The 22,345-nt window shown below is 70.0% G+C and carries 17 protein-coding genes; 4 read left to right on the top strand and 13 right to left on the bottom strand.

The window, feature by feature from the left end:
- Window positions 1–3: 3 nt before the first annotated feature.
- Entirely contained in the window at window positions 4–876 is an 873-nt protein-coding gene (locus AB0B64_RS35570) for a DMT family transporter (RefSeq protein ID WP_357951342.1), read from the bottom strand.
- An 84-nt stretch (window positions 877–960) separates the two neighbouring features.
- Between AB0B64_RS35570 and AB0B64_RS35565 the strand changes: the two genes are divergently transcribed.
- Together AB0B64_RS35565 and AB0B64_RS35560 are read left to right on the top strand one after the other, a co-directional pair.
- Window positions 961–1,557, top strand: coding sequence for a CGNR zinc finger domain-containing protein (locus tag AB0B64_RS35565; RefSeq protein WP_358182915.1), 597 nt, complete (start codon window positions 961–963; stop codon window positions 1,555–1,557).
- 129 nt (window positions 1,558–1,686) lie between these two features.
- The gene (locus AB0B64_RS35560) at window positions 1,687–4,014 is read left to right on the top strand and encodes an FHA domain-containing protein (protein ID WP_358182911.1); all 2,328 of its coding nucleotides are present in this window, start codon (window positions 1,687–1,689) and stop codon (window positions 4,012–4,014) included.
- 11 nt (window positions 4,015–4,025) lie between these two features.
- Here the strand turns inward: AB0B64_RS35560 and AB0B64_RS35555 are convergent, their stop codons facing one another.
- From AB0B64_RS35555 to AB0B64_RS35545, 3 genes are read right to left on the bottom strand one after another with little or no spacing between them, the layout of a single operon-like run.
- Window positions 4,026–4,838, bottom strand: a complete 813-nt coding sequence (locus tag AB0B64_RS35555) for a cytochrome c biogenesis protein CcdA (RefSeq protein WP_357951347.1) — start codon at window positions 4,836–4,838, stop codon at window positions 4,026–4,028.
- The gene (locus AB0B64_RS35550; protein ID WP_357951349.1) at window positions 4,835–5,644 is read right to left on the bottom strand and encodes a thioredoxin domain-containing protein; all 810 of its coding nucleotides are present in this window, start codon (window positions 5,642–5,644) and stop codon (window positions 4,835–4,837) included. The genes AB0B64_RS35555 and AB0B64_RS35550 overlap by 4 nt, the downstream gene beginning before the upstream one ends.
- 46 nt (window positions 5,645–5,690) lie before the next feature.
- A complete protein-coding gene (locus AB0B64_RS35545; RefSeq protein ID WP_357951351.1) occupies window positions 5,691–6,062 on the bottom strand; it encodes a YciI family protein in 372 nt (123 codons plus the stop codon).
- 479 nt (window positions 6,063–6,541) lie between these two features.
- Here AB0B64_RS35545 and AB0B64_RS35540 point away from each other — a divergent pair, with 479 nt between their 5' ends.
- Entirely contained in the window at window positions 6,542–7,138 is a 597-nt protein-coding gene (locus AB0B64_RS35540) for an LLM class flavin-dependent oxidoreductase (protein WP_358182906.1), read from the top strand.
- A gap of 62 nt (window positions 7,139–7,200) precedes the next feature.
- Here the strand turns inward: AB0B64_RS35540 and AB0B64_RS35535 are convergent, their stop codons facing one another.
- The 9 genes from AB0B64_RS35535 to AB0B64_RS35495 all read right to left on the bottom strand — a co-directional run bounded on the left by AB0B64_RS35535 (window position 7,201) and on the right by AB0B64_RS35495 (window position 20,542).
- On the bottom strand, window positions 7,201–7,941 hold the full coding sequence (locus AB0B64_RS35535) for a hypothetical protein (protein ID WP_358183067.1): 741 nt from the start codon (window positions 7,939–7,941) through the stop codon (window positions 7,201–7,203).
- A gap of 188 nt (window positions 7,942–8,129) precedes the next feature.
- A complete protein-coding gene (locus tag AB0B64_RS35530; RefSeq protein ID WP_357951354.1) occupies window positions 8,130–10,868 on the bottom strand; it encodes a BTAD domain-containing putative transcriptional regulator in 2,739 nt (912 codons plus the stop codon).
- An 86-nt stretch (window positions 10,869–10,954) separates the two neighbouring features.
- A complete protein-coding gene (locus AB0B64_RS35525; protein WP_358182902.1) occupies window positions 10,955–12,475 on the bottom strand; it encodes a M4 family metallopeptidase in 1,521 nt (506 codons plus the stop codon).
- Entirely contained in the window at window positions 12,453–14,498 is a 2,046-nt protein-coding gene (locus tag AB0B64_RS35520) for a lycopene cyclase family protein (protein ID WP_358182898.1), read from the bottom strand. Before AB0B64_RS35520 ends, AB0B64_RS35525 begins: the two co-directional genes overlap by 23 nt.
- Complete coding sequence (locus AB0B64_RS35515) at window positions 14,492–15,451, bottom strand: polyprenyl synthetase family protein (protein WP_357951359.1); 960 nt, start codon at window positions 15,449–15,451, stop codon at window positions 14,492–14,494. Before AB0B64_RS35515 ends, AB0B64_RS35520 begins: the two co-directional genes overlap by 7 nt.
- A complete protein-coding gene (locus AB0B64_RS35510) occupies window positions 15,444–17,021 on the bottom strand; it encodes a hypothetical protein (protein ID WP_358182894.1) in 1,578 nt (525 codons plus the stop codon). Before AB0B64_RS35510 ends, AB0B64_RS35515 begins: the two co-directional genes overlap by 8 nt.
- Complete coding sequence (locus AB0B64_RS35505) at window positions 17,018–17,506, bottom strand: hypothetical protein (protein ID WP_357951363.1); 489 nt, start codon at window positions 17,504–17,506, stop codon at window positions 17,018–17,020. The genes AB0B64_RS35510 and AB0B64_RS35505 overlap by 4 nt, the downstream gene beginning before the upstream one ends.
- Window positions 17,503–18,402, bottom strand: coding sequence for a cutinase family protein (locus AB0B64_RS35500; protein WP_358182890.1), 900 nt, complete (start codon window positions 18,400–18,402; stop codon window positions 17,503–17,505). The genes AB0B64_RS35505 and AB0B64_RS35500 overlap by 4 nt, the downstream gene beginning before the upstream one ends.
- An 898-nt stretch (window positions 18,403–19,300) precedes the next feature.
- Complete coding sequence (locus AB0B64_RS35495; protein WP_358182886.1) at window positions 19,301–20,542, bottom strand: cellulose binding domain-containing protein; 1,242 nt, start codon at window positions 20,540–20,542, stop codon at window positions 19,301–19,303.
- Between the two features lie 634 nt (window positions 20,543–21,176).
- Here AB0B64_RS35495 and AB0B64_RS35490 point away from each other — a divergent pair.
- Window positions 21,177–22,235 carry an endo-1,4-beta-xylanase gene (locus tag AB0B64_RS35490; RefSeq protein WP_357951367.1) on the top strand — a complete coding sequence of 353 codons (1,059 nt, stop codon included), beginning with the start codon at window positions 21,177–21,179 and terminating at the stop codon, window positions 22,233–22,235.
- Window positions 22,236–22,345: the final 110 nt, after the last annotated feature.

Genomic DNA, 22,345 nt, shown 5'->3' with positions numbered 1-22,345 from the left:
GGCTCAGCGCCGGTTGGCCAGCAGCACGCCGGCGCCGCCGACCAATAGTCCCGCGACCGCCAGCGGATGCAGCGACTGCCCGACGAGGAGCCACGCCATCACCGCGGTGACCGACGGGGTGAGGAAGAACATCGTGCTCACCCGGCTCGCGGGTGCGTTCTTCAACATGGTGTTGAGCAGCAGGAACGCGCCGATCGAGTTGACCAGCACCAGCCAGCCCACGGCGCCGGAGAAGGCGCCCCAGTCCGTCACCCGAGGCGTCTCGAACACCAGCGAGGCCAGCCCCACCAGCGGCGCGCCGACCAGGAACTGCGTCGCGGTGCCCGTCCGCACGTCCATGTCCGCGGCGAACCGCTTCTGGTAGATCGTGCCCAGGCTCAACCCCAGCAGCCCGACCACGCAGAACGCCACCCCGGCCAGAGAGAAGCTCAACCGGTCCGCCACCGCCAGCCCCACCCCGGCCGCGCCGAGCCCGAAGCCCACCCACTGGCGCGGGCTCACCCGCTCGCCCAGCAGCCGTCCTGCCACGAGCGCGATCACCACCGGGTTGAGACCCTGGACCAACGCCACGACCGCGGCGGGCACATGCAGGCCGATCGCGGAGTAGAACGCGCCGAACTGCACCGCCTGGACCAGGATCCCGGACACCACCACGTGCGCCAGCCGCCGGCCGCGCGGCCACGGCGCCCGCACGACCAGCGCGAACGCGCCGAGCAACAGCCCCGCCAGTGCGAACCTGGCGAACGTCAGCAGCAACGGCGGCGCCGCCCCGACGCCGATCACCCCCGCGATGAAGGCGCTGCTCCACATCACCACGAACAGGGACGGCATGAGGGCCGGCGCCTTGCTCCTGGCCTCCATAACGCTGACCGCCACGGCACACCCTCCATAACCCCTTAACCCGGTTATGTCACTGTTCCGTGTCCTCGCATAACCTGTCAACATGGTTACTATGAGGGTGTGACGAGCTTCACCTTCATCAGCGGCAATCTGGGGCTCGACCTGGCGGGCACCCTGCAGCACCGCCGGGCCGACCGGCGTGACCTGCTGCGCGAGCCGGCGGACCTGGCGCGGTGGACGGTCGAGGCGGGCATTCTCGACGTGCCGCCGGCGGTCGTGGACGCCGATCTCGTGGCGGGGAAGACGTTGCGGGAGGCCATCTACCGGCTGGCGCTCTATCGGCCGGCGGCGGGGGACACCATTGACCGGCTCGGCGGGGCTGTTGACCGGCCCGCTGTCGATGGGGCCGGGGTGGCGGCCGACGATCGGCTGCTGGTCAACCGGGTCGCCGCCGGGCCGCCGGCGTCCGTGCTGCTGAACGACGCCGGGCGGGTCGAGCGTGCGGGGGATCTCGCCGCCGCCCTCTCCACCGTCGCCAGGGAGGCGGTCCAGCTGCTCGGGGGGCCGCGGGCCGTACAGATCAAGGAATGCGGGGGAGAGGTGTGCACCCGCCTGTACGTCGACACCTCGCGCGGGTCGTCGCGGCGCTGGTGCGACATGCACGAGTGCGGCAACCGCGCCAAGGCGGCGGGCTTCCGCGCCCGGCAGCGGGCGTGACTCGTGCGGCCGGTCAGCCGCAGGCTCGCGGCGCGGTCCGCTTTTCGGGGATCCTGTCTACGGTGAACCATTTGAGGCTCGACGGAGAGTCACTCACGTCACCTCTCGTTCCTGTGGGAAGGCGGTCACGTGACGCAGCTTGTCGTCGAAGGCCATGACACATCGGTGACCCTCGATCCGGGGCGTTCGTACCGGTTAGGCCGTGATCCGGGGTCGGATGTGGTCATCGATGCCGATCACGTCTCGCGTACGCATGCCATGCTGCGCTTCGAGGGCGGTCAGTGGATCCTGGAGGACTCGGGCAGCAGCAACGGCACGTACGTGAGCGGCCACCGCGTCCAGCGGGTCATCGTCGGTCCGGGAACCAGGATCGGCCTCGGGCACCCGTCGGAGGGCGGGCTCGTCAGCTTCCGTACCGTCTCCGAAGACAAAGGCGGCGCACCCGAGATCCAGCCGACGCCTACGGTCCGCTTCCCGCACAGCGGGCAGTGGCGTGCGCCGGCCGCCGTCAGGAGTCTCGACGGCGCGCAGGTCGTACGCATCGGCCGGGCTCCCGAGAACGATGTGGTGGTCGGCGATCTGCGGGTATCGCGCCAGCACGCCGAGCTCCGGATCGCCGGCGGCGTCCACGAGATCGTCGACGTGGGGAGCCGCTTCGGAACGTACGTCAACGGCCGGCTCGTTCAGCGGGCCCGCGTCTCCCCGGACGATCTCATCGGCATCGGGACCTCGACGTTCCAGCTCGTGGGCGACACGCTCACGGAGTACGCCGACACCGGCGAGGTCTGCCTCCAGGCGCACGGACTCACCGTCACCGTCGGGGGCGGCAAGGTGCTCCTGGACCAGGTGTCGTTTCCGGTCGGCGAGAAGTGCCTCCTGGCGATCATCGGTCCCAGCGGCTCGGGCAAGTCCACCCTGCTGCGCGCGCTCACCGGGCTGCGCCCCGCCGACCAGGGCATGGTCACGTACGATGGGCGCGATCTCTACCGCGACTACGCCGAGCTGCGCTCACGGATCGGCCTCGTGCCGCAGGACGACATCCTGCACAGCCAGCTCACCGTGCGCCGCGCCCTCATCTACGCCGCGGAATTACGCTTCCCCGACGACACCAGGCAGCACGAGCGGAAGACGCGGGTCGACGAGGTCCTCCAGCAGCTCGGGCTCGAAAATCGGAAGAACAACCGCATCTCCTCGCTGTCCGGCGGCCAGCGCAAGCGGGTCAGCGTCGCCCTGGAGTTGCTGACCAAGCCGTCTTTGCTGTTCCTCGACGAGCCGACCTCCGGTCTGGACCCGGGGCTGGACAAGTCGGTGATGCAGATGCTGCGGGGTCTGGCCGACGACGGCCGTACTGTCGCCGTCGTCACCCACAGCGTCGCCAATCTGGATATCTGTGACCGGCTTCTGGTGATGGCGCCGGGCGGGAAGATCGCCTACTTCGGTCCGCCCGGGGAGGCGCTGCCGTTCCTCGGCTTCACCGACTGGGCGGACGTCTTCCTGGCCTTCGACGACGCGACCAAGGACTGGGCCGGCGAGTACGCGCGGTCGTCGCCGTACCAGACGTACATCGCGGCCGACATGATCGAGCCGGTTGCGACGGGACGTCCCGTACGGCGAGAGATCCCGCCGAAACCGCAGAGCTGGCCCGAGCAGCTCAGTACGCTGGTGCGCCGCTACTGCCGGAGCATCGTGGCGGACCGGCTGTTCCTCGGCATCACCATCGCCCTGCCGATCGTGATGGGCCTGCTGGCCCGCGTCGTCCCGACCGGTGACCTGATGGGCCGGCCGAACAGCAACGGCAACGCGGCGAACCTGCTGCTGATCCTGTGCATCGGCGGCTGTCTCACCGGCGCCGCGAACTCGGTGCGCGAACTGGTCAAGGAACGCGCCATCTATCAACGAGAACGGGCGGTCGGGCTGTCCAGATCGGCCTACCTCTGCTCCAAGCTGCTCGTGCTCGGCGTGATCACCGTGGCGCAGGGCGTCGTGCTGACCTATGTGGCGATGCTGAATGTCGCGACGTACGACAAGGGAGTGTTCACCGCGCCGATGACCGAGCTCGCGCTCGCCGTCGCGCTGTTGTCGTTCACCGCGATGACCGTGGGCCTGCTCATCTCCGCGCTGGCCAAGACCAGCGAGATGACCATGCCGCTGCTCGTGCTCGTCACCCTGATCCAGCTGGTCTTCTGCGGGGCGCTGGTGCACCTGGACGGCAAGCCGGTGATGGAGCAGATCTCCTGGCTCGTACCGGCTCGCTGGGCGCTGGCCGCGCTGGCGGGCACGCTCGACGTGGGGCAGCTCATCCCGCACGTCCAGGATCCGCCGGACCCTCTGTGGAGTCAGGACTTCGGCACCTGGTTCCTGGACATGAGCGTCCTGGCCATCCTCGCGGTCGTCTGCGCTTTCCTGGTCGCCCGCATGCTGCGCCGCCATGAGCCGGCGGTGATGCGCGGCAAGTGACCCCGTGCCCGTCAGCGGCGTCTGAGGCGCCACGCGGTGATCGCGGCCACGGTGAGCGCCGCGATCCCGACGACGAGCAGGTCCGGCAGTACGTCCTGGGCGGCCGCGGCGAGGTCCTCCAGCCCGGCCTCCCAGGATTCGGGGATCGGCAGGGCCAGCCCGCGGGTGCCGTCGGAGAGCAGGAACAGCACGCCGAGCCCGCCGAAGACCAGCCCGGACAGCAGCGAGGTGGTGTGCGGCCGCAGCCGTCCCAGCCGCAGTCCGCGACCGCGCAGCCAGCGCCGGCCGCCGAGGTCATAGCGCTGCCACAGGCCCGCGAGCAGGAACAACGGGGCCGCCATGCCTGCCGCGTAGACGGCCAGCAGCACCGCTCCGCGCAGCCCGTCGCCGGAGGCCGCCGCGACCGTGAGCACCGCCCCCAGCACCGGCCCCGCGCAGAACCCCGCCAGCCCGGACACCGCCCCCAGAACCAGCACGGCTCCGGCCGAATCGCCTCGAACGTGCCCCTTCAGCCGCTCCAGCGGCCCGATCGTCCAGCCCTGACCGGCCACCTGCAGCACACCCAGCCCGATCAGCGCCCAGCCGGCGACCGTGACCAGGAGCTCTTGATGGCCGTAGAACAGGCGGCTGACCTGCGCCGACCCCATCCCCAGCGGCACCAGCACGGCGCACAGCCCCACGTAGAACAGCAGGGTGCGGCCGGCCAATTGGCGGCGGCCCGGGAACGCGTAGGCGAAGAAGGCCGGGATCAGCAGCGCCCCACACGGGCTGACCAGCGAGAACAGACCGCCAAGGAACGCGGCGGCATAGCCGATGCCGCTCATCCGCCGCGGCGGGCCTTCTCGATCGCCTTCTCGAACGCGGCCACCGGCTGGGCGCCGAACAGCACCTCACCGTTGATCAGGAACGCGGGCGTGCCGGGCAGGCCGAGCTCGGTCGCGAAGCCGAGGTCGCCGTCCACGACCCGCCGTATGGACTCGTCACGGCGGTCGGCGTCGAACCTGGCCAGGTCGAGCCCGATCTTGGCGGCCACGGAGCGCAGGTCGGCGTCGGTGAGCCGGGGTCGCTCGCCCGCGTACAGGGAATCATGGAACTCCCAGAACCGGCCCTGCCGGGACGCGGCGCGGGCGGCGAGGGCGGCGCGTACGGAGTCGCGTCCCCTGATCGGGTAGTCGCGCCAGAACATCCGCACGATGCCGGTGTCGAGGTAGCGGCTCTTCAGCACGGGCTCTATCCGCTGGGCGAATCGGCGGCAGTTGGGACACTTGAAATCGCCGAACTCGACGATCGTGACCGGTGCCTGCGCTGAGCCCTTGGACAGGTTCGGGTCGACGGGCGGCGGGGTCGGCCCTTCCCAGACCTGCACCGAACTCGTCGGAGTGGGCGTGGCGGTCGCTTCGGCTCCGCCGGTGGGACCCGCCGGAGTGGGTGAACCGCCCGTGCTCGCGCTCGGGTCCGTGCCCATGCTCGCGTTTGCGGAATCACGCGAGCTCGCGGCCGCCGGGGCGGCTCGTCCGGCGGGCTCGCCCTGGTTCGTCAGCGCGGCGACCGCCAGCACGGCCACCACGGCGGCACCGGCCAGTGAGCCGAGCAGCACCCGGTGGCGCGGGGCCGGGGATTCCTTGGTCACCTTCAGCATCATCCCAGCCCGCCGCCACCCACGCCGCTGGTTCCTCCTACAGCTCAAGCCCCTTCATGTCGAAGATCGGCCGTACTTCCACCTCGTTGAAGGCCGCGTCGGGCACCTTCGCGGCCAGTTCCACCGCCCGCTCCATGCTGTCGCACTCGATCAGATAGAACCCGGCCAAATGCTCCTTGACCTCGGCGAACGGCCCATCGCTCGTCATCGTCCTGCCCTCGCGTACCGCGACCCGCTTGGCCGTCGACACATCGGCCAGCCCTTCCGAAACGATCAGCTCTCCGGACGCGGCCAGCTCCTCGGTGAAGGACATGTGGCCGCGCCCGAAGTTCATGCGCTGCTCGTCGTTCAGCGTCTCCCAGACCGCCCTGCTCGTCGGGTTGCTGTAGATCAGGATGAGGTACTTCACCGGTGGCCTCCATGTGGTCGCGTCCGCGTCGATACCCAATATGTCGGTCCCCAATAGGTCGAAGCCGTCCGCGCGGCCTCGACATCCCCCGGCGGAAAATACGTGGCACCCGTCGCGATCACCCGGCTACCGTGGACAGCGTCCACCACGACAGGAAGGCAGCGCAGTGACCTACGCGAAGTTGCTCGAACTGCTTCCTGAGCTCCTGGGTCCGGATTCCGGGTGATCCCTCGCAAAGAGACGACGCCGCCCGGAAGCCTTCCGAGGCGGCTTTTTTCATCTCACGGACGACGGCCCACGGAACGAAGGGCCGCGGGCATCGGTCTGGCCGACGGGAATGGCGCCCCCCGGCTGGATACAGCCCCAGTCCCGGGCTCGGCCCACGCCAGCCGAGCCCGGGGCTAACAAGCCGCTCTGGCCCAACTGGCAGAGGCGCCGCCTTCAGGAGGCGGAGGTTCAGGGTTCGAATCCCTGGCGGGATGCTGCGCGAGCGTATCGGCATGCAGCGGCTGCGGGAGATCACCTCTGATGCGTGGAAGCCGCTGCCCCGAGACCACGGTCGGCTGTCGGAGCTGGAGTCCTCCTACACCTACCTGCGCCAGTTCACCCCGAACGTGCTGGCCGCGATCGACTTCCAGGGCGGGTCGGGCACCGGCGAGCTGATGGAGGCGGTGGCCGTGTGGGACGACCAGCCCTTCGCCGGAGATTTCGTGACTTATCAGGGTGTGGTGCAGCGCCCGAGGCCGCCGCAGCGCTCGCCGATCGTGATAGGCGGCCACTCCCGGGCGGCGATGCGCCGGGCGGTCCAGCACGCCGACGGCTGGTACGGCGTCTACTTGACCCCCGAGGAGGCCGCGGGCGCGCTGTCCGACCTCCGTGACGCGGCGAAGGTCTACGACAGGCCCGGGCACCTGAGCGAGCTGGAGATCACGATCACCCCGCCCCCTGGCCCCGTCGATCGGGAGACCGCGCGGCGGTACGCCGCCCTGGGTGTCCACCGGTTGACAATCCAGCCGCTGGACGCCGATATGGAGGCTACGGTGACAGCCGGTGCAGATCTCTTGGGACCGCCGTGACAATCGTGTCCCGCTCGGCAACTGTCCAGACCGCTCGATCGCTGTACCGTTCGAATATTGAGTTACACGCCTTGAACTGCGGTTACGCGGCGTGGTGATATTCGCTGATCATGCCTGCAACGACAGGTTTTCGGCGGACGGCCCGCCGATCGTTGAGGTCGGTCACGTTCCGAGCGGGCTGCGTTGCGACGTCCGGAGGTCGCTGTTGCCTGAACTGGTACGGTCGGTGCCCGTTGTAATGGATCAGATACTCCTGGAGCGCGAAGACCAGGTGGCGTTCTTTGAGGATCAGGATCCGGTCCAGGAGTTCGGGGCAGGGTGCCGATGACGCGCTCGCAGATGGCTTTCGGTCTCAGGGTCTGCGACAGGGTGGTGGTGTTCCGCGGTCCTTCGGCTGTGAAGACCTCTCCGAACGCGGAGGTGAAGAGCGGGTCGCGGTCGTGGATCACGAACCGAAGTCCGGCGATGCGGTCAACCAGATCCATGACCACGTTGCGGGCTTGCTGCACAGTCCGTGCTCCGGTTGGGAGTGCGGTTACTCCGGCCAGGTGCAGCTTTCGGGTGCCGCGCTCGATGAAGATCAGCACATACAGCCCTTTGATCATCATCGTCTCGACCACGAGGAAGTCACAGGCGATGATCGCCTGAGCGGTCAGGAACTGCCGCCGGGTCGGCCTGGCGCACCCAGGTACGGATCGGCTGCGCGGAGGGCTGAACTCCTTGGCCAGTTCCTCCGGCGTCCGTCCCGCGCGCACCTGCTCCACCATCTGCCGGCGAAACTCCGGCGGATAGTTGTTCGGCACAGTGAACTCCTTCTTCTGGGAACCAGGGTTCCTCAGAGATCAGGTGTCCACCAAACCGGGGCAAGACCACGCTGGCCCTGGGTGTGAGCGTGGACGTCGATGATGTGGAAGCCGTACGCGAGCCGCCCCGCGCCCTGAAGCGGCGGGCCGAGCTGGCGGGTTTCCGGCATCAGCCCGCATTTACGGCACTAGAGAGTCTCCAGGATCGTCGCGACCTCGCCCACGCGCGGGTCGTCCATGGCCTTCAGCTCGGCCAGCGCCGACAGCAGGACGCCTCTGGCCGGTTCGCGGCGCCCGGCGTCGGCCAGGGCCCGGCCCAGGTCGATCAGGCACATGGCCAGCCAGCGGCGGTTGCCCTTGCCCTGGTACAGGGCCACCGCCTCGCGGAAGCAGCGCAGCGCCCTGCGCCAGTCCCGTAGGGCCACGTACGCGCGCCCGAGGTTGCGCCAGATGTCGCCGTGCAGATCGGTGTTGCCGTTGGAGGCGGTGGCCGTGAGGGCCCGGCGGTAGTACTCGACCGCGAGCTCATGGTCGCCCGCCAGATGGCTGACGATGCCCAGATTGTCGAGAAGGTGGGCGATCCCGTACTGGCCGCCGAGGCTCTCGTACAGCGTCAGCGCGCGTTCCAGGCAGCGCCGGCCCTCGGCGGTGTCGCCGAGCTCGCCGTGGACCAGGCCGAGGTTGCCCAGCAACATCGCCTCGCCCCTGGCATGTCCGGCCTGCCGGAAGCGGGACAGCGACTGCTTGAAGCGGGACAGGGCGATTTCATGCTCACCCATGTCGAAGTGGACGCAGCCGAGGGAGTTGAGCGTGAAGCCCTGCCCGGCGGGCTCCGCGGCGATCTCGGCCGCCCGCAGCGCCGACCGGGTGAACTCCAGGCCGTCGTGCCAGGGGATGTACCGGTCGAAGAAGGTGGTCATGCCGATCGAGATACGCCACGCGTGCCCGGCCCGGCCATTGGCCGCAGCCCAGGCGATGACCGAGCGCAGGCAGTGGTACTCCCGCTCTAGCCAGTTGCGCGCCTGCCGGTGATCGTCGAACGTCAGTGGCAAGATCTGGCTGGTGCGGGGCTCGACGAAGTCCCGTACGCGGTGCGGCAGCATCTGCCTGTCGGCCTCCACGACGGTGTAGAGGTACCAGTCCAGCAGCCGGTCCACCGCGGCGTCGCGCTCACCGGCCGTCTCCTCCTCCACGGCACGGCCGGTGGCGTACAGGTGCACCAGGTCGTGCAGCTCGAAGCGGTCCGGCTGGACCTGCTTGACGAGATGGGCCGCGACGAGATGGTCGAGCAGCGCGCCGGCCTCCCGCGGCGCCACGTCGGCCAGCGCGGCCGCAGCCTCCAGCGAGAGATCTCCGGCCGGGTGCAGGCCGAGCAGGCGGAACATCCTGGCCACCGGCGCCGTCAGCGCCCGGTACGACCACAGCAGCGCGGTGTTGAGGTCGGCCATGGGGTCGTCCTCGCCGATCCCGAACTGCTCCAGCCTGGCCTTCTCGTCCTCCAGCGCGCTGACGATCCTGGCCAGGCCGCCGCTGCGGTGGGCCCGCTCGGCGATGACCGACAGCGCCAGCGGCAGGCCGTCGCACAGCTTCACCAGGCGTACGGCCGCGTCGCGCTCGTTGGCGACCTGCCGTGCGCCGATCACCTTCTCCAGCAGTTCGAGGGATTCGGGCGGGGTGAGCGGGTCGAGGCTGAGCCGACGGGCGCCGTCCCTGGCGGCCAGCCCGCGTAGCTGGTTACGGCTCGTCACCAGCACCAGCGAGTTGGCCCCCGGCAGCAGAGGACGTACCTGCGCGCTGTCACGGGCGTTGTCCAGGAGCAGCAGCATGCGCCGGCCCGCGAGCGTGCTGCGCAGCATCGCCGCGCGCGCGTCCAGGTCGGCCGACAGGCTCGTGGCGGACACGCCCATCGCGCGCAGCAGCGTCTCGATCGCCACCTTCGGGTCCATGGGCGCGCCGGGGCCGAACCCGCGCAGGTTCAGGTATAACTGCCCGCCCGGGAAGCGGTCGATCACCTGATGCGCCCAGTGGACCGCCAGCGCGGACTTGCCCGCGCCGCCCGGGCCGCCGATCACCACGATCTCGCTGCGTCCCGGCGGGTCGGCCACCAGCCGGTCCAGCCGGGCCAGCTCGGCCAGGCGCCCGGTGAAGTGCGCGATGCCGGACGGTAGCTGCTGCGGCGTCATCGGCGCGTCGGCCACCTCGCACTCGTCGGCGACCAGGATCGAACGGTGGGCCCGGCGCAGCGGCTCCCCGGGGCTGACGCCCAGGTCCTCTAGGAGCCGGTGGGTGACGCTCTGGTAGGTCTCCATGGCCTCCGCCTGCCGCCCCGAGCGCTGCAGCGCGAGGATCAGGTTGGCCCACAGACGCTCCCTGTAGGGATGCCTGGCGGTGGCGGAGCGCAGCACGGCGATTCCCTGCTCCGGTCTGCCCCATTCGAGGTGCAGTTCCGACCATCGTTCCAGGGTGCGCAACTGCTCCTCGACGAGGAGAGAGACCTCCTCGCGATGCAGCGTCTCCGAGGGGACGTTGGTCAGCAGCGGCTCGCCGCACAGCGCCATCGCCTCGGTCAGCGCGGCCAGTTCCTCGGCCGGCCCGCTCCTCTGGGAGCGTCTGATGATCTCGCGGTACCGCAGCAGGTCGAGGCTGTCGGCGGTGACGCTGATGGTGTAGCCGCCGTCGAAGGTCTGGATGAGGCCGGGATCGCCCAGGGCACGGCGCAGGCGGGTCAGATGCGTCTGCAGGGCCGCGCGCGCGTTCGGCGACTCGTCGCCGTCCCACATCCGGGCGATCAGCCGGTCGGCGGAGACGCGCTCGTTGGCGTGCAGCAGCAACGTCGCGAGCGCGATGCGCTGCTTGGGCCCGGACAACGAGATCTCCGCCGCGGCGCTCCTCACCCGCAGCGGGCCCAGGACGCTGAAGTGGATCAAGTACCCCGCCTTATGCCCCTGTGCGTTCGGCTGAGCCTAAGGGCCGCAGACACCTGGTTTCAAAAATTTCAAAGAACCTGCGTCTTTCAGCAATTGGGCTCGCGAGGGTGAGCGGGGACGCTGACGGCGTTCCACGCGTCGCGTACGGCTCGCAGCCCCTCACAGCCGAACAGCTGCAGCCCCGCCTCCATCGAGGCGCGGCGGACATCCTCGTGGCTCCAGTCGGACAGCTTGCGGTTGAGGGTCTCCATGTAGATCATGGCCGCGTTCTGGACGCCGATGCCGTGCACGACCGAGCCGTTGCAGGTGGGGCTGCCCGGCCGGGCGGCGTCGACGGGGGCGGATCCCTCGGCCAGCAGGTAGAACCAGTGGTTCTGCACACCGGCGGCGGCATGCACCTCCATGATCCGGACGGCCTCGCTGAAGCACTTGGGGTCGCCGGTCAGTGACGGGTCGTACATGTTCCGGATGGGCCCCGAGCCGACCAGGTCGACCTGCTCGCCTATCAGGTAGTCCGGCGGGTCCAGCTGCGCCGGCTCGTTCAGGTACCACTCGGTCACCGTCCCGAAGATGTCGCCGGTCGACTCGTTGAGCCCGCCCTTCTCGCGCGTGCCCCGCGGGCCGCCGGGCGTGAAGTCGAAGATGGCGTGCCCGAGCTCGTGCATGACGACGTCGGTCGACGTCGCCTGCCGCGTTCTGCTGCTGTTGCGGCCGAAAACCGTCTTGAACTGGTCGTAGTACGCGTTCGCGTCGTCGTACCCGACACGCATCGGGAAGCTGCGGCCGTAGCCGTCGAACCCGCCGGGCTTGCTCAGCCACCGTTCCAGCATGTCCCAGCCCCCCTGCGCCGCGTGCATGGCGTCCACGCAGGCGGTGACCAGGTCGGTGCCGGTGCCGTTGCCCCAGTCGTCGTCGGGGTCGGTGTAGGTGCGGCCGTCCATGCCGCCGCAGCGCACTCCCGACCGTACGGGATCGGACATCCCGTACAGGGTGGCCGATCGGGTCGTGTCGAAGGAGACCTGGCCGTGGTAGAAGCTGTTCCCCACGCCGTCGAGCACCTCGTCCCAGGAGTCGATCACCTTGCCGGTGCGGGCGTCGACGAGGACGCGCATCCGGCTCGGGCGCGTGCCCTTGACGCCGGTGATCACTGTCTCGTACGCCAGCACGCCGCCGCCGCGCGCCAGGACCGTCAGCGTGGGCGGCGTCATGTCGCTTCCCGTGCCTACCTCGCGGCGGGCCGCCGCGCCCGCGTCCTGCGCGGACACCTCCGGCCGGGTTTCCACCGACAGTGCCTGCTTCTGGTTGACCGAGGTGCTGAGGACGCGGCCGTCCGCGTCGGTGACCACGACGAAGTCTCCGCCGCGTACGGGCAGGCCCGCGTACGTACGCTCGTACGGGACATAGCGCAGCCCGTGAGCCCCGGACACCACGCGGCCCCGCACGAGCTCGTCCTGGCCGGAGCGGTGGATCAGCTCCGGCCGGTCGGCGACGAGGCGGTCGGCGGCGGAGGCGGCCAGGGCCGAGGGGTCGGGCGGCGCTGCGGCGATATAGGGCGGAACGGTCAGTAACGCCGCCATCGCCACCTTAAGGACAGTCGCACGTCTCATCGGGGGTGATCCTTTCCATGACGTCCGCGGACGGGGCATCGATCGAGGCGCTGATCGTCAGAACGTGCGCGCGCAAGATACGCGTCGCGCGCGCGACGGGGACGCGGCTGGCGGCGCGCAGGGCGAGGTCGATCTCGGCGCGGCAGGCCCGCGCCGCCGCGGCCAGCGCGGTCGCCCGCCCGTGCGGCTCGTTCGCGCCGGTGAGGCCGGGCATGCCCAGGAGCTGGGGGATCATCGAGGTCCGCGCCGCGAGCATCGCCCGGGTGGTGGTGGCCAGGCGGGTCGGCCCCCCGCGCAGCGCCAGAACGTCCTCGGCCAGCAGGAACGCCCGTCCGCAGTGCGCGCCGAACTCCCTGAGCGCCTCCATGACCGCCGTGCCGGCGCCGCCGAGCTGCGCCCCGATCCGTACGGGGAACTCAAAGAGCGCGGCGAACAGGTCGCCGGCGTCGGTCGTGCCCGGGTCGGCGATCCTTTCGGCCCTGATCCTGGTGAGCTCGGCCAGCCAGTCGGCGAACGCCCAGGACGCCTCCGGAGCCGACTCCGCGACCAGGCGGGCGGCCTGCGACAGCAGGAAGTCGCAGGCCAGCACGGTGACGGCGGACTCCCAGTCGACCCCGCGCGCCCGCCCCCGCATCGTCGCGCCCGCGTCCGGTGCCCCCGCTTCCGGCGCGCCGATCAGGGACAGGGCGCCGAGCGCGGCCAGGTCCATCGCCGCGCCGGCCCCCGCCAGCTCGGCCCGGGGGTGCGCTCCGGCCGCGACGACCCCGGCCAGCAGCAGCGACGCCGGGCGAAGCCCCGACCCTGTGGTGAGCAGCCGCGCGATGAAGGGCCACTCCTCGCGTACGGCGGACACGGCCGTCTCGGCGCAGGCGGCCAGGAACGGGCCCAGGTACAGCCGGTCGTCCGGGTTCAGCTCGACCGGCTCGGCCGCCTCCCCGGCCGACAGCACCCCTCGCCGGGCGAGGGCGAAGATCGGCTGGTCGCTGTGCGCGGTGGCGGCCAGGACGCGCCAGGCCAGATGGTAGCGGCGGGCCGCGTGGCGGGCGGTCTCGAAGTGGCCGACGTACGCACGGGCCAGCCGCCGTACGTACGCCTCGCGCGCGGCGCCGGGATCGTCCGGATGTGCGGCGATGGCGTCGGCCGCCAGCAGCGCGCTCTGCACCGCGTAGCCGAGCCCTTCGCCGGTGAACGGGTTGACCAGCCCGGCGGCGTCCCCGACCAGCAGCCGGCCCTCGTACCCGGCGAGCGCGGGGGCGAATCCGGTGCTGACCGGCCCGGACACGAGCTCACCGAGGGGCCGGGCCGTCGCGAACGCGGGGTCGGCCCCGGCGAGCCGCTCGATCGCCGAGGCCAGCAGATCGGCCGCGCTCTCCTGGCGGTCTCCGACGCGGACGGCGCCGACGGTGCACCTTCCCGGTCCCGCGGGCAGGATCCAGATCCCGGCGGGGCGCTCGTGCGGATCGGCAGGGGAGGGGGGCGTCAGATGGAGCAGCATCCGGGAATCCCGCTCCGGCAGAGCGAACCGCTGGACGACGGCCATGCCCTCGCCGTGCGGCCGCCTGCCGGGCAGCGAGCCCGTCGCGAGGACGACATGCCGGGCCAGGACCGCCACCTCGTCGGCGCCTCCGGCGATCATCGCCCGGTGCCCGTCGGGGTGCGGTTCGCAGCGGGTCATGCGCCCCGGCAGCAGGGCCGCGCCGAGATCGGTGGCGAGCCCGCGCAACCGCGTACGAAGCCACTCACGGTCGCAGACGGCGGCGCCGACACCGGGGAGCGGACCGGCCGGGCCGTCGCCGAACCGGACATCGACCCCCTCCACTGGCCATACCCCGTCGAAGCCCGCGATTCCAAGGGCGCGCAGGGAGTCCATGGCGGAGGCGCTGAGCGCGACGTCGTGGGTCGCGCCCGGTTCGCCGCCGTCCACCAGCAGGGTGCGCAGCCCGTGCCGGGCCAGCGCCGCGGCCGTCGCGCCGCCCGCCGGTCCCGCCCCGACCACCAGCACGTCCGCGCGGCGGGTCAGCATGGGGCCTCCCGCCACAGCGAGGTGGCGACGCTGAGCAGCGCCTGGCGGCCCGCGCCGCCGTCGCCGAGGGCGGCGAGGGCGGCGAGCGCCTCGTCGTGGGCGGCGCGGGCCAGATCGTGGGCGGCGCTCATGCCGCCGTAGGCGATGACGAGCGTACGTACGCGCGGCAGGTCCGCGGCGGTGAGGGCCGGGTCGAGCAGGAGCGCGGCCAGCTCGCCCGACGGCGCGTCACGCAGCGCGCACAGCGTCGGGGCGCCGAAGAGCCCGAGCAGATGATCGGTTCCGGCGGGTTTGCCGGAACCGGTGGCCGGTCCGGCCAGGTCGAGGCAGTCGTCCAGGATCTGGAAGGCGACCCCCAGCTGGCGGCCGAAGGCGGCCAGCGCCTCGGCCCGGGGCGGTCCCAGCCGCGCCTCCGCCGCCCCGAGCACGCAGCACAGCCGGAACAGCGCGCCGGTCTTGCGCTCGACGAGCTCGTCGTAGTCCGCGAGTGTGTACGTGGTGTCGAAGGCGCGTTCCACGTCCAGCAGCTCGCCCTGAGCCAGGTGGGCGACGGCCGCACTGATCAGCCGGTTCGGGCCGGTGCCCAGGTCGGCGGCCTCCGTACCGGCCAGGGCCAGGCAGGACAGCCCGGCCAGCACCGCCAGCTCCGGCCCGGCAACCAGGTGCGCGGCAGGGGCGCCGCGGCGGGTCGGCGCCCGGTCGATCACATCGTCATGCACCAGAGAGGCCAGGTGCAGCAGCTCCACCACGGCGCCGAGCCGCACGACCCGTTCCCTGTCGTGCGGGCCGCACCGCGCGGCGGCGCCGAGCAGCGTCGAGCGCAGGCGCTTGCCCGGCCGGTCGACGAACCCGGTCACCAGGTCGCGGGCCGGCCGGGGGAGCCCGGCCACCAGCCCGCGCAGCCTGTCCTGGACCTGAGCCGAGTAGGCCGTGGCGGCCGTGGCCTCAGGCATCCGCCCCGACCGGGCCAAGGTACTGGACGGTCGGCACCCGGCTGAGGATGGTGTGCATCTTCTGGTAGAGGTCGTCGCCGTTCATCATCGTGAGGAGTTGCTGCCGGTTCATGCCCACGGTCTGGGCGAAGAGCGCGTGGATCTGCTTGGCGGCGTTGTACTCCTGGGCCGACAGTCGCGGGCGCAGGCCGTCCACCACCTTGCCGACGTCGCTCACGTGCTGTGAGGTGATCACCCGGTCAGGGGTGTCGGGCGTGGTCAGGACGGTCTCCAGAACCGATCGGTACGTTTCGTACAGATGCTTGGCGTAGTCCTTCTCCAGGGCGCTGGCCTCCTTGCCCTTCACGCGGTCGACGAGCGCCTGGAAGTTGACGTAGAACAGGCGGACCAGCATCCGGCCCACCCGGCTGCGCAGCAGGAAGTCGTCGCGGAACCGGTCGGCGAGCTTCTCGTCCCCCACCAGCGGCAGGTCGTACATCTCGCCGGCCCCTTCCAGGAAGGAGCAGTTCACCTGGGTCCAGTCGATCCGGGTCCTGCCGTCACCGCCCAGGCACACGGCCGCGCCGGCGTCGCCGTCGTGCAGGCAGAACCCGGTGTCGACCTGCACCATGTCGTCGAACATGTAGAAGTCGTGGTTCGTCAGGAAACCGAGGTCCACCGGGGTCACGCCGAGGCCGACGACGATGCTGGAGGTGTACCAGCTACCGGCGCCCGCCTTGTCCACCTTCATGTCGAAGTCGATCACGTCGCAGGTGACGGGGAAGTCGGGGTCGCCCAGGTCCAGGTACGGCCGGACGTTCATCTCGGCCAGGATGGGCCCGATCCGTGTGCACAGCCCCGAGTAGTCGGAGGCCATGCCGACGAGCATGCCGATCAGCGGATGGCGGACGCCTATACGTGGCATCTCCTGGTTCTCGCTGGTGGTGAACTCGTCGAAGTTGTCCAGGTCGGTGATCTTGACGACCGCCGCGTCGACCAGGTTGCGGCCGTCCTTGCGCAGACTGGTGAACCGGGTCAGCTCCCCGATGGCGGGGCCGGTTCCTCCCGCCCAGGTCCCCTGCACGATGACGTCGCCCGGGACAGCGCCGTGCGTCGATCCGACCGCGTGCCCGGCGGTCAGGATGGAAGGGGCTCCGCCGTTGGACAGATCGCGGACGAGGCAGCCGAACGTGCCCCAGTCATCTGTCCTCTCGTTGCCGATCCCGACGCCCTGGTTCGCGGTTTTCCGCAGCGTGGCGTCCTGGGCCGCCGGGCCCCGCCGGCCGCCCGTAGGTCTGCCCGTGCGTCCGCCCGTGCGTCCGAACGAGTACGGGCCGGCCTGGATGACGTCCACACCCCATTTGCGGCCGTCCACCTCGACCGTTCTGGGCAGCAGGCGGCTGCGCGCCACGTACCCCTGCGGGCGCTTCTTGGCCACCGACGCGATGACCACGGGCTCGTCGGTCAGCTCTCCACCGCGCCGACGGAACCCGTAGCCGAACGCGGTGGTGCCGGGGACGGCGGCGAACGCCCCGAGCACGGCCTCCTTCCCGCGCCTCAGCGCCTCCTCATGCTCAGGAAGAAGTCTCATGAACGTCGGTCCCCCTTCAGCCGGAGATGGCGTTGCCGCAGCCCACCGAGCCAGAACACGGCCGCGGTGTCGTCGTTGGGGCTGAAGTCCGTGGACACCGTCGCCACGGCCAGCGCTGTCAGCGCCGTCAGCGCATCGCCGCCCTTGTCGGCGGCCTTATGGGCCAGCCCGTCGAGCAGCCGGTCGCGGGAGGCGTCGGTCAGACCGGCCGCCGCGAGGTCGCGTACCGCGTCCCGTACGAGCTGGAAGCGTGTGGGGGCGAGCTCAGGCAGGCGGCCCCGCAGGCGCTCGGCGGTGGCCCGCGACACCCCGTGCTCGTCGGGGAACGGCACGGGATAGACCGCGCCTAATCGCGCGACCTGGAGGACCATCTCGATCTCCTGGCCGGTCAGCGTCTGTTTCGGGGGAGTCGCAGCCCCGGTCACCCCCGCCAGGATCGTCACGCCGGCGGCGCGCAGGACGTAGCGGCGCGTGAGGTGGTTCACGCCTGGGCCTCCTTGACGTCGGGAGCGGGCCGGCCACCGCAGCCGGCCAGGGCTGTGGGCGTGCCCGCCTTACGTACGCCGGACTGCAGCGACGGGCAGAATCCCTCGGGCAGCGGCGGCATCGGCTTGAGTACGGGCGGGGAGGAGGGCGACTGCTGCAGCCGCCTTGCGAAGGCGACCGCCATCGCCCTGTAGACGAGCAGTTCCTGGCAGCAGACCGGATAGTCCTGGGTGTGGATCTGCCACAGGAACAGACCCACCGTGACGGCCCAGTCGGGGGTCTTCTCCTCCGGCGCGTCGCAGATCGGATCGCCGACGATGCAGAAGTCGGTGGTCCTGTCCTGGATGTCGGCGGGCAGGACCTTCCTGCCCAGGATGCCGCCGCCCACGCGTGTGTTGGGCAGGCCGTTGTCGGCCCCGACGGTCGCGTCGTAGGAGGTGTCCCCGCCGCTCTGGGGGTCGGAGATCATCAGCACCGCCCGGATGGCCTTGCGCTCCTCGGCGTCCAGCATGGGGAGCGCCTGGTTGATCACCATCGCGCCCTGCGAATATCCGATCAGGCCGATGTTCATCCCCGGGCACATGCGTACCAACCGGCGTACGGCGATCGTCAGGATCCACTTCCCATCGTTCACCGACGGCAGGAACGCCTTCAGGCTGACGTTGCCCGCGGGGTAGGGCAGGGAGTACGTCTTGGTCTGGTCCGCCGGCAGGACGGTCAGCGCTTCCTGGGCGTACACCCCCGTCACCCCGGACATGCCCAGCGGATCGTTCATGGCCTGCGCGGAGCCGCGCAGCCCGATGATGAAGTACGAGGCGCACTGCAGCCCAGACCGCGCGCCCTTGGTGGCCACCGCGTTCGGCGCCGGGACCAGCGCCAAGATCAGCAAAGTCACTATCGGCAGGATCCGACGCATATGGGTCCTCCTCGTGGCGATGTTCAGGACAATGACAGAACGCGCTGTCTTATCGCTGTCATCGGGCAGGCATCGCCCTCCACCGATGTCAGCGCGATGAAGTCGGGTCCTGTGGGGCTCAAGAACTCGAATCGCTTCCAGGGCAGAGGCAGGGGTGCCGAGTGGCTGGTCCGGGTTGCTTGGGATCATGTCGCGCGATCTTGTCTACGGTGTACGCCGTCACGCGTCGTCTGCTGTCTTTGCCCGCGCTGCTGGTCCGCAGGAGTGTTTCCAAGGCGGAGCTGCTGGTCCTGCGTCATCAGAACGCGGTCCTGTGCCATCAGAACGCGGTCCTACGCCGGCAGATCCCGCGGGTGCACTACGAAGGGGCCGACCGTCTGTGGTTGGCGGCGCTTGTGCGTCTGATCCCTCGCCATCGCTGGGCGGAGATCTTCTTGATACCCTCGGCCACCCTGCTGGCCTGGCACCGCAGTCTCGTGGCGAGTAAGTGGGACCACAGCAATCGTCGCCGTCCCGGACGGCCACCCAGCGCAGCCGCGGTCAAGACCTCACCTTGCGCATGGCCGCGGAGAACCCGAGGCGGGGCCACCGGCGCGTTCACGGTGAACTGACCCTGTACGTGCCGAAAGCCTCATCTGTGCAGCTCAGGCGGCGCTTTGGTGCTCGTGGAGGATGCCGCCGAGTCGATCGCGCCGGCGGACGTCGAGGCCGTTCAGCTGTTCCGGTGCGATGATCGGTTGGGGGAGCGGGCGCAGGGGAGTCGCGGCGCGGAGAGTCCGGTGGGGCCGGTGTTAGTTGTAGAAGGATTCGTACTCTCTGCGCGGGCAGGGCTTTCCGCTCGCGAACACGCCGGCCGATCGTGATCGACCGGCGTCGGTTACGGGGCCGTGCAGGTGGCGGTGGGAGTGGCCGCGGTGCCGTTGGCGGTGAAGCCGAAGGTGGTGGACGCGCCCGCGGCGATGGAGCCGTTGTAGGCGGCGTTGCTGACCGTCACGGCGGAGCCGGATCCGCTCTGCGTGCCGTTCCACAGGCTGCTGATGCTCTGCCCACCGGGCCAGGTCCACTTCACGGTCCAGCCGTCGACCGGTGCGCTGCCCGCCCGGACCGTCACCGTCGACTGGAACCCGCCCTCCCAGCTGTTGACCGTCTCGATCGTGGCCGAACACGCCCCCGGAACGGGGGTCGGCGTGGGAGTCGGCGTCGGTGTCGGCCCGCTCTGGAACTGGGTGAAGAACTTCCACACCTCTGCCGGAACCCAGGTCCTGGAGCCGCTGTCGCCGCCGGCCCCATCCTGTGGGGCGGCGATGTGACCCTCGTCGAACGCGGCCCATACGACCGGATGCCCGGCCGAGCAACCCGAGTAGGTCGTGACTCTGTGCGTCAGGCTGCCTTGCGCCGGCTCGGGCGGGTTCTGGGCGGTGCAGCCGTTGTTCCTGACGAACCGGTCGCGAAGAGATCGTCCGCCGGAGATGTTGAGCACGTTGTCCCTGATGCCGTGGATCCCCATGTAGGCGATGGGCTGGGTGCCGCTGCCGCAGCCGCTGAGCTGGCCGCCGGACTGGACCGCGACCGCGCGGAAGACGTTCGCCCGGGAACACGCGATCGCGTACGACATGGCGCCGCCGTAGCTGAAACCCGTGGCGAACAGCTGTGTGGTGTCGACGCAGAGAGCTCCCTCGATCTGCCTGACCATGTCGTCGACGAAGGTCAGGTCTTCACCGTTGGCATTGCCCCAGCCGTTGTTGAAGCCCTGGGGCGCGACGAAGATCGTGGTGTTGTTCGCCAGGCGCAGGAGCCCGTAGTAGGCCCAGACGTCCCGTTGCACGGTCTGACCTGTGGCGACATCGGTGGCGGTGCCACCCAGCCAGTGGAACCCGAAGACCAGCCGGTAGGGGTGGTTCATGTCGTAGCTGTCGGGGATCTTCAGAATATAGCTGCGATTCTTGCCGCCGGTCTGGATCGAACGCGTACCACTCGCCAGCCCTGGTGCCTTGCCACATCCCGTAGAGGGCGCCAGGGCACTGACCGTGTCCGTGGTGGTCGTGCTGAGGCTGGCGCTCAGCGCCGGACCACCTGCGGCCACCAGGACGGCGAGCACCACGACTGCTAAGGCGGCCACTAAGGGTCTATGTCTTGACATCGTGAAACTCCCTCTGCCAACTCGATGTCGGCGTACGTCGATGGGAGGAACGGTCGCGAGGGTGCGGGCGCCGGCCGGTCGGCACGCCGCACCACACCTCAGCCCACTCGAAGGTGCCGTCGGCGGTGGCGAACGCGGTCGTGCTGGGCTTGCGTTATCGGTAACACAAGCTCTAGAGATTTCCCGGAGCATGTCAAGGACCAGCCGTACTGGTCGCTGATGGAGTCGCGCGAAAGGACTGCCGCCCATCAAGGCGCAAACAGTGCGGGTGCTGGGAATGACTCCCTTCGCCGGTCGGAGATCAGCCGCCGTACACGAGGCCGGCGTTGATGAAACGTTCATCGCGGCTGTCGGTGGCAGGGCCACCGCGAACGCGCAGTGTCGCGGCAGGCTCTCCACAAGGCGAGAGGACGGGAGCGGCGAAACTTTCGGCTGAGCCTTGACATGTTTCGGGCCGGTTTCCACACTGAGTCTCCGAACGGGGGTGCCTTCTGCCGAGGCTGGTGGTGGACGGCAGGAGCGCAGCCCGTGACGCGATCCAGGCGGCAGGCCGCGTGCTGGATTCGCGCGGATTTCTGAACCCTCTCTCGCATCCCCTAGCGGAGGCTCAGACATGAAGGAAAAGCTCAAACTCGCATCGGGCGCCCGAGCGCTGCTCACCGGCGCGATCGGCGTACTGACCGCACTGGCTGTCACCACTCCCGCAGGCGCCGCCGCGGGAACATTGGGCGCGGCGGCGGCGCAAAGCGGGCGCTATTTCGGCGCCGCGGTGGCGGCCGGTCATCTCGGCGAGTCGGTGTATGTGACGACGTGGGACAGAGAGTTCAACGGGGTCACCCCCGAGAACGAGATGAAGTGGGGCCCCATCGAACCCTCCCGTGGCTCGTTCAACTGGGGCCCGGCCGACCAGATCGCCAACCACGCCGCGAGCAAAGGCATGAAGATCCGCGGCCACACCCTGGTCTGGCACTCTCAACTGCCCAGGTGGGTGAACGGCAACATGTCGGCCGGCGACCTGCGCTCGGCGATGATCAACCACATCAACCAGGTGATGGGCCACTACAAGGGCAAGATCTACGCCTGGGACGTGGTCAACGAGGCCTTCGCCGACGGTGGCGCGGTCGGGACGCTGCGCAGCTCGGTGTTCACCCAGAAGCTCGGCAACGGCTTCATCGAAGAGGCCTTCCGCGCCGCACGCGCCGCCGACCCCAACGTCAAGCTCTGCTACAACGACTACAACATCGACGACGCCAACGCCAACAAGACCCGCGGCGTCTACAACATGGTTCGCGACTTCAAAGCCCGCGGCGTGCCCATCGACTGCGTGGGCCTGCAGTCGCACTTCGGGAACCCGCCCGCCAACTACCAGCAGAACATCGCCCAGTTCGCCGCGCTCGGCGTGGACGTGCAGATCACCGAGCTGGACATCGGCGGTTCCGGCTCGGCCCAGGCCAACGCCTACCGCCGCGTCACCCAGGCCTGCATGGCAGTTTCCCGCTGCACCGGCATCACCGTCTGGGGGGTCACCGACAAATACTCATGGCGCAGCGGCGACACACCCCTGCTCTTCGATGGCAACTACAACAAGAAACCCGCCTACAACGCCGTCCTGAACGCCCTCAACGGCGGCTCCACCCCGCCTCCCATGGGCGGCGGCACGATCCGTAGCTGACCAACCTCCTGAGAGCCGGTTCGCGGAAACTCGCGCGGACCGGCTCCCTCCGTCGCCCCTTGACGGAGGCGGCCGACACCTACAACGTGAAGGCCCTCGACATCTTTGGG

This window comes from Nonomuraea sp. NPDC049129 (genome assembly GCF_040648495.1).
In the GTDB taxonomy this organism is placed as follows: domain Bacteria; phylum Actinomycetota; class Actinomycetes; order Streptosporangiales; family Streptosporangiaceae; genus Nonomuraea.
Note: the sequence above shows the minus strand (reverse complement) of the source record. Positions and strands in the feature narration are given on the sequence as shown.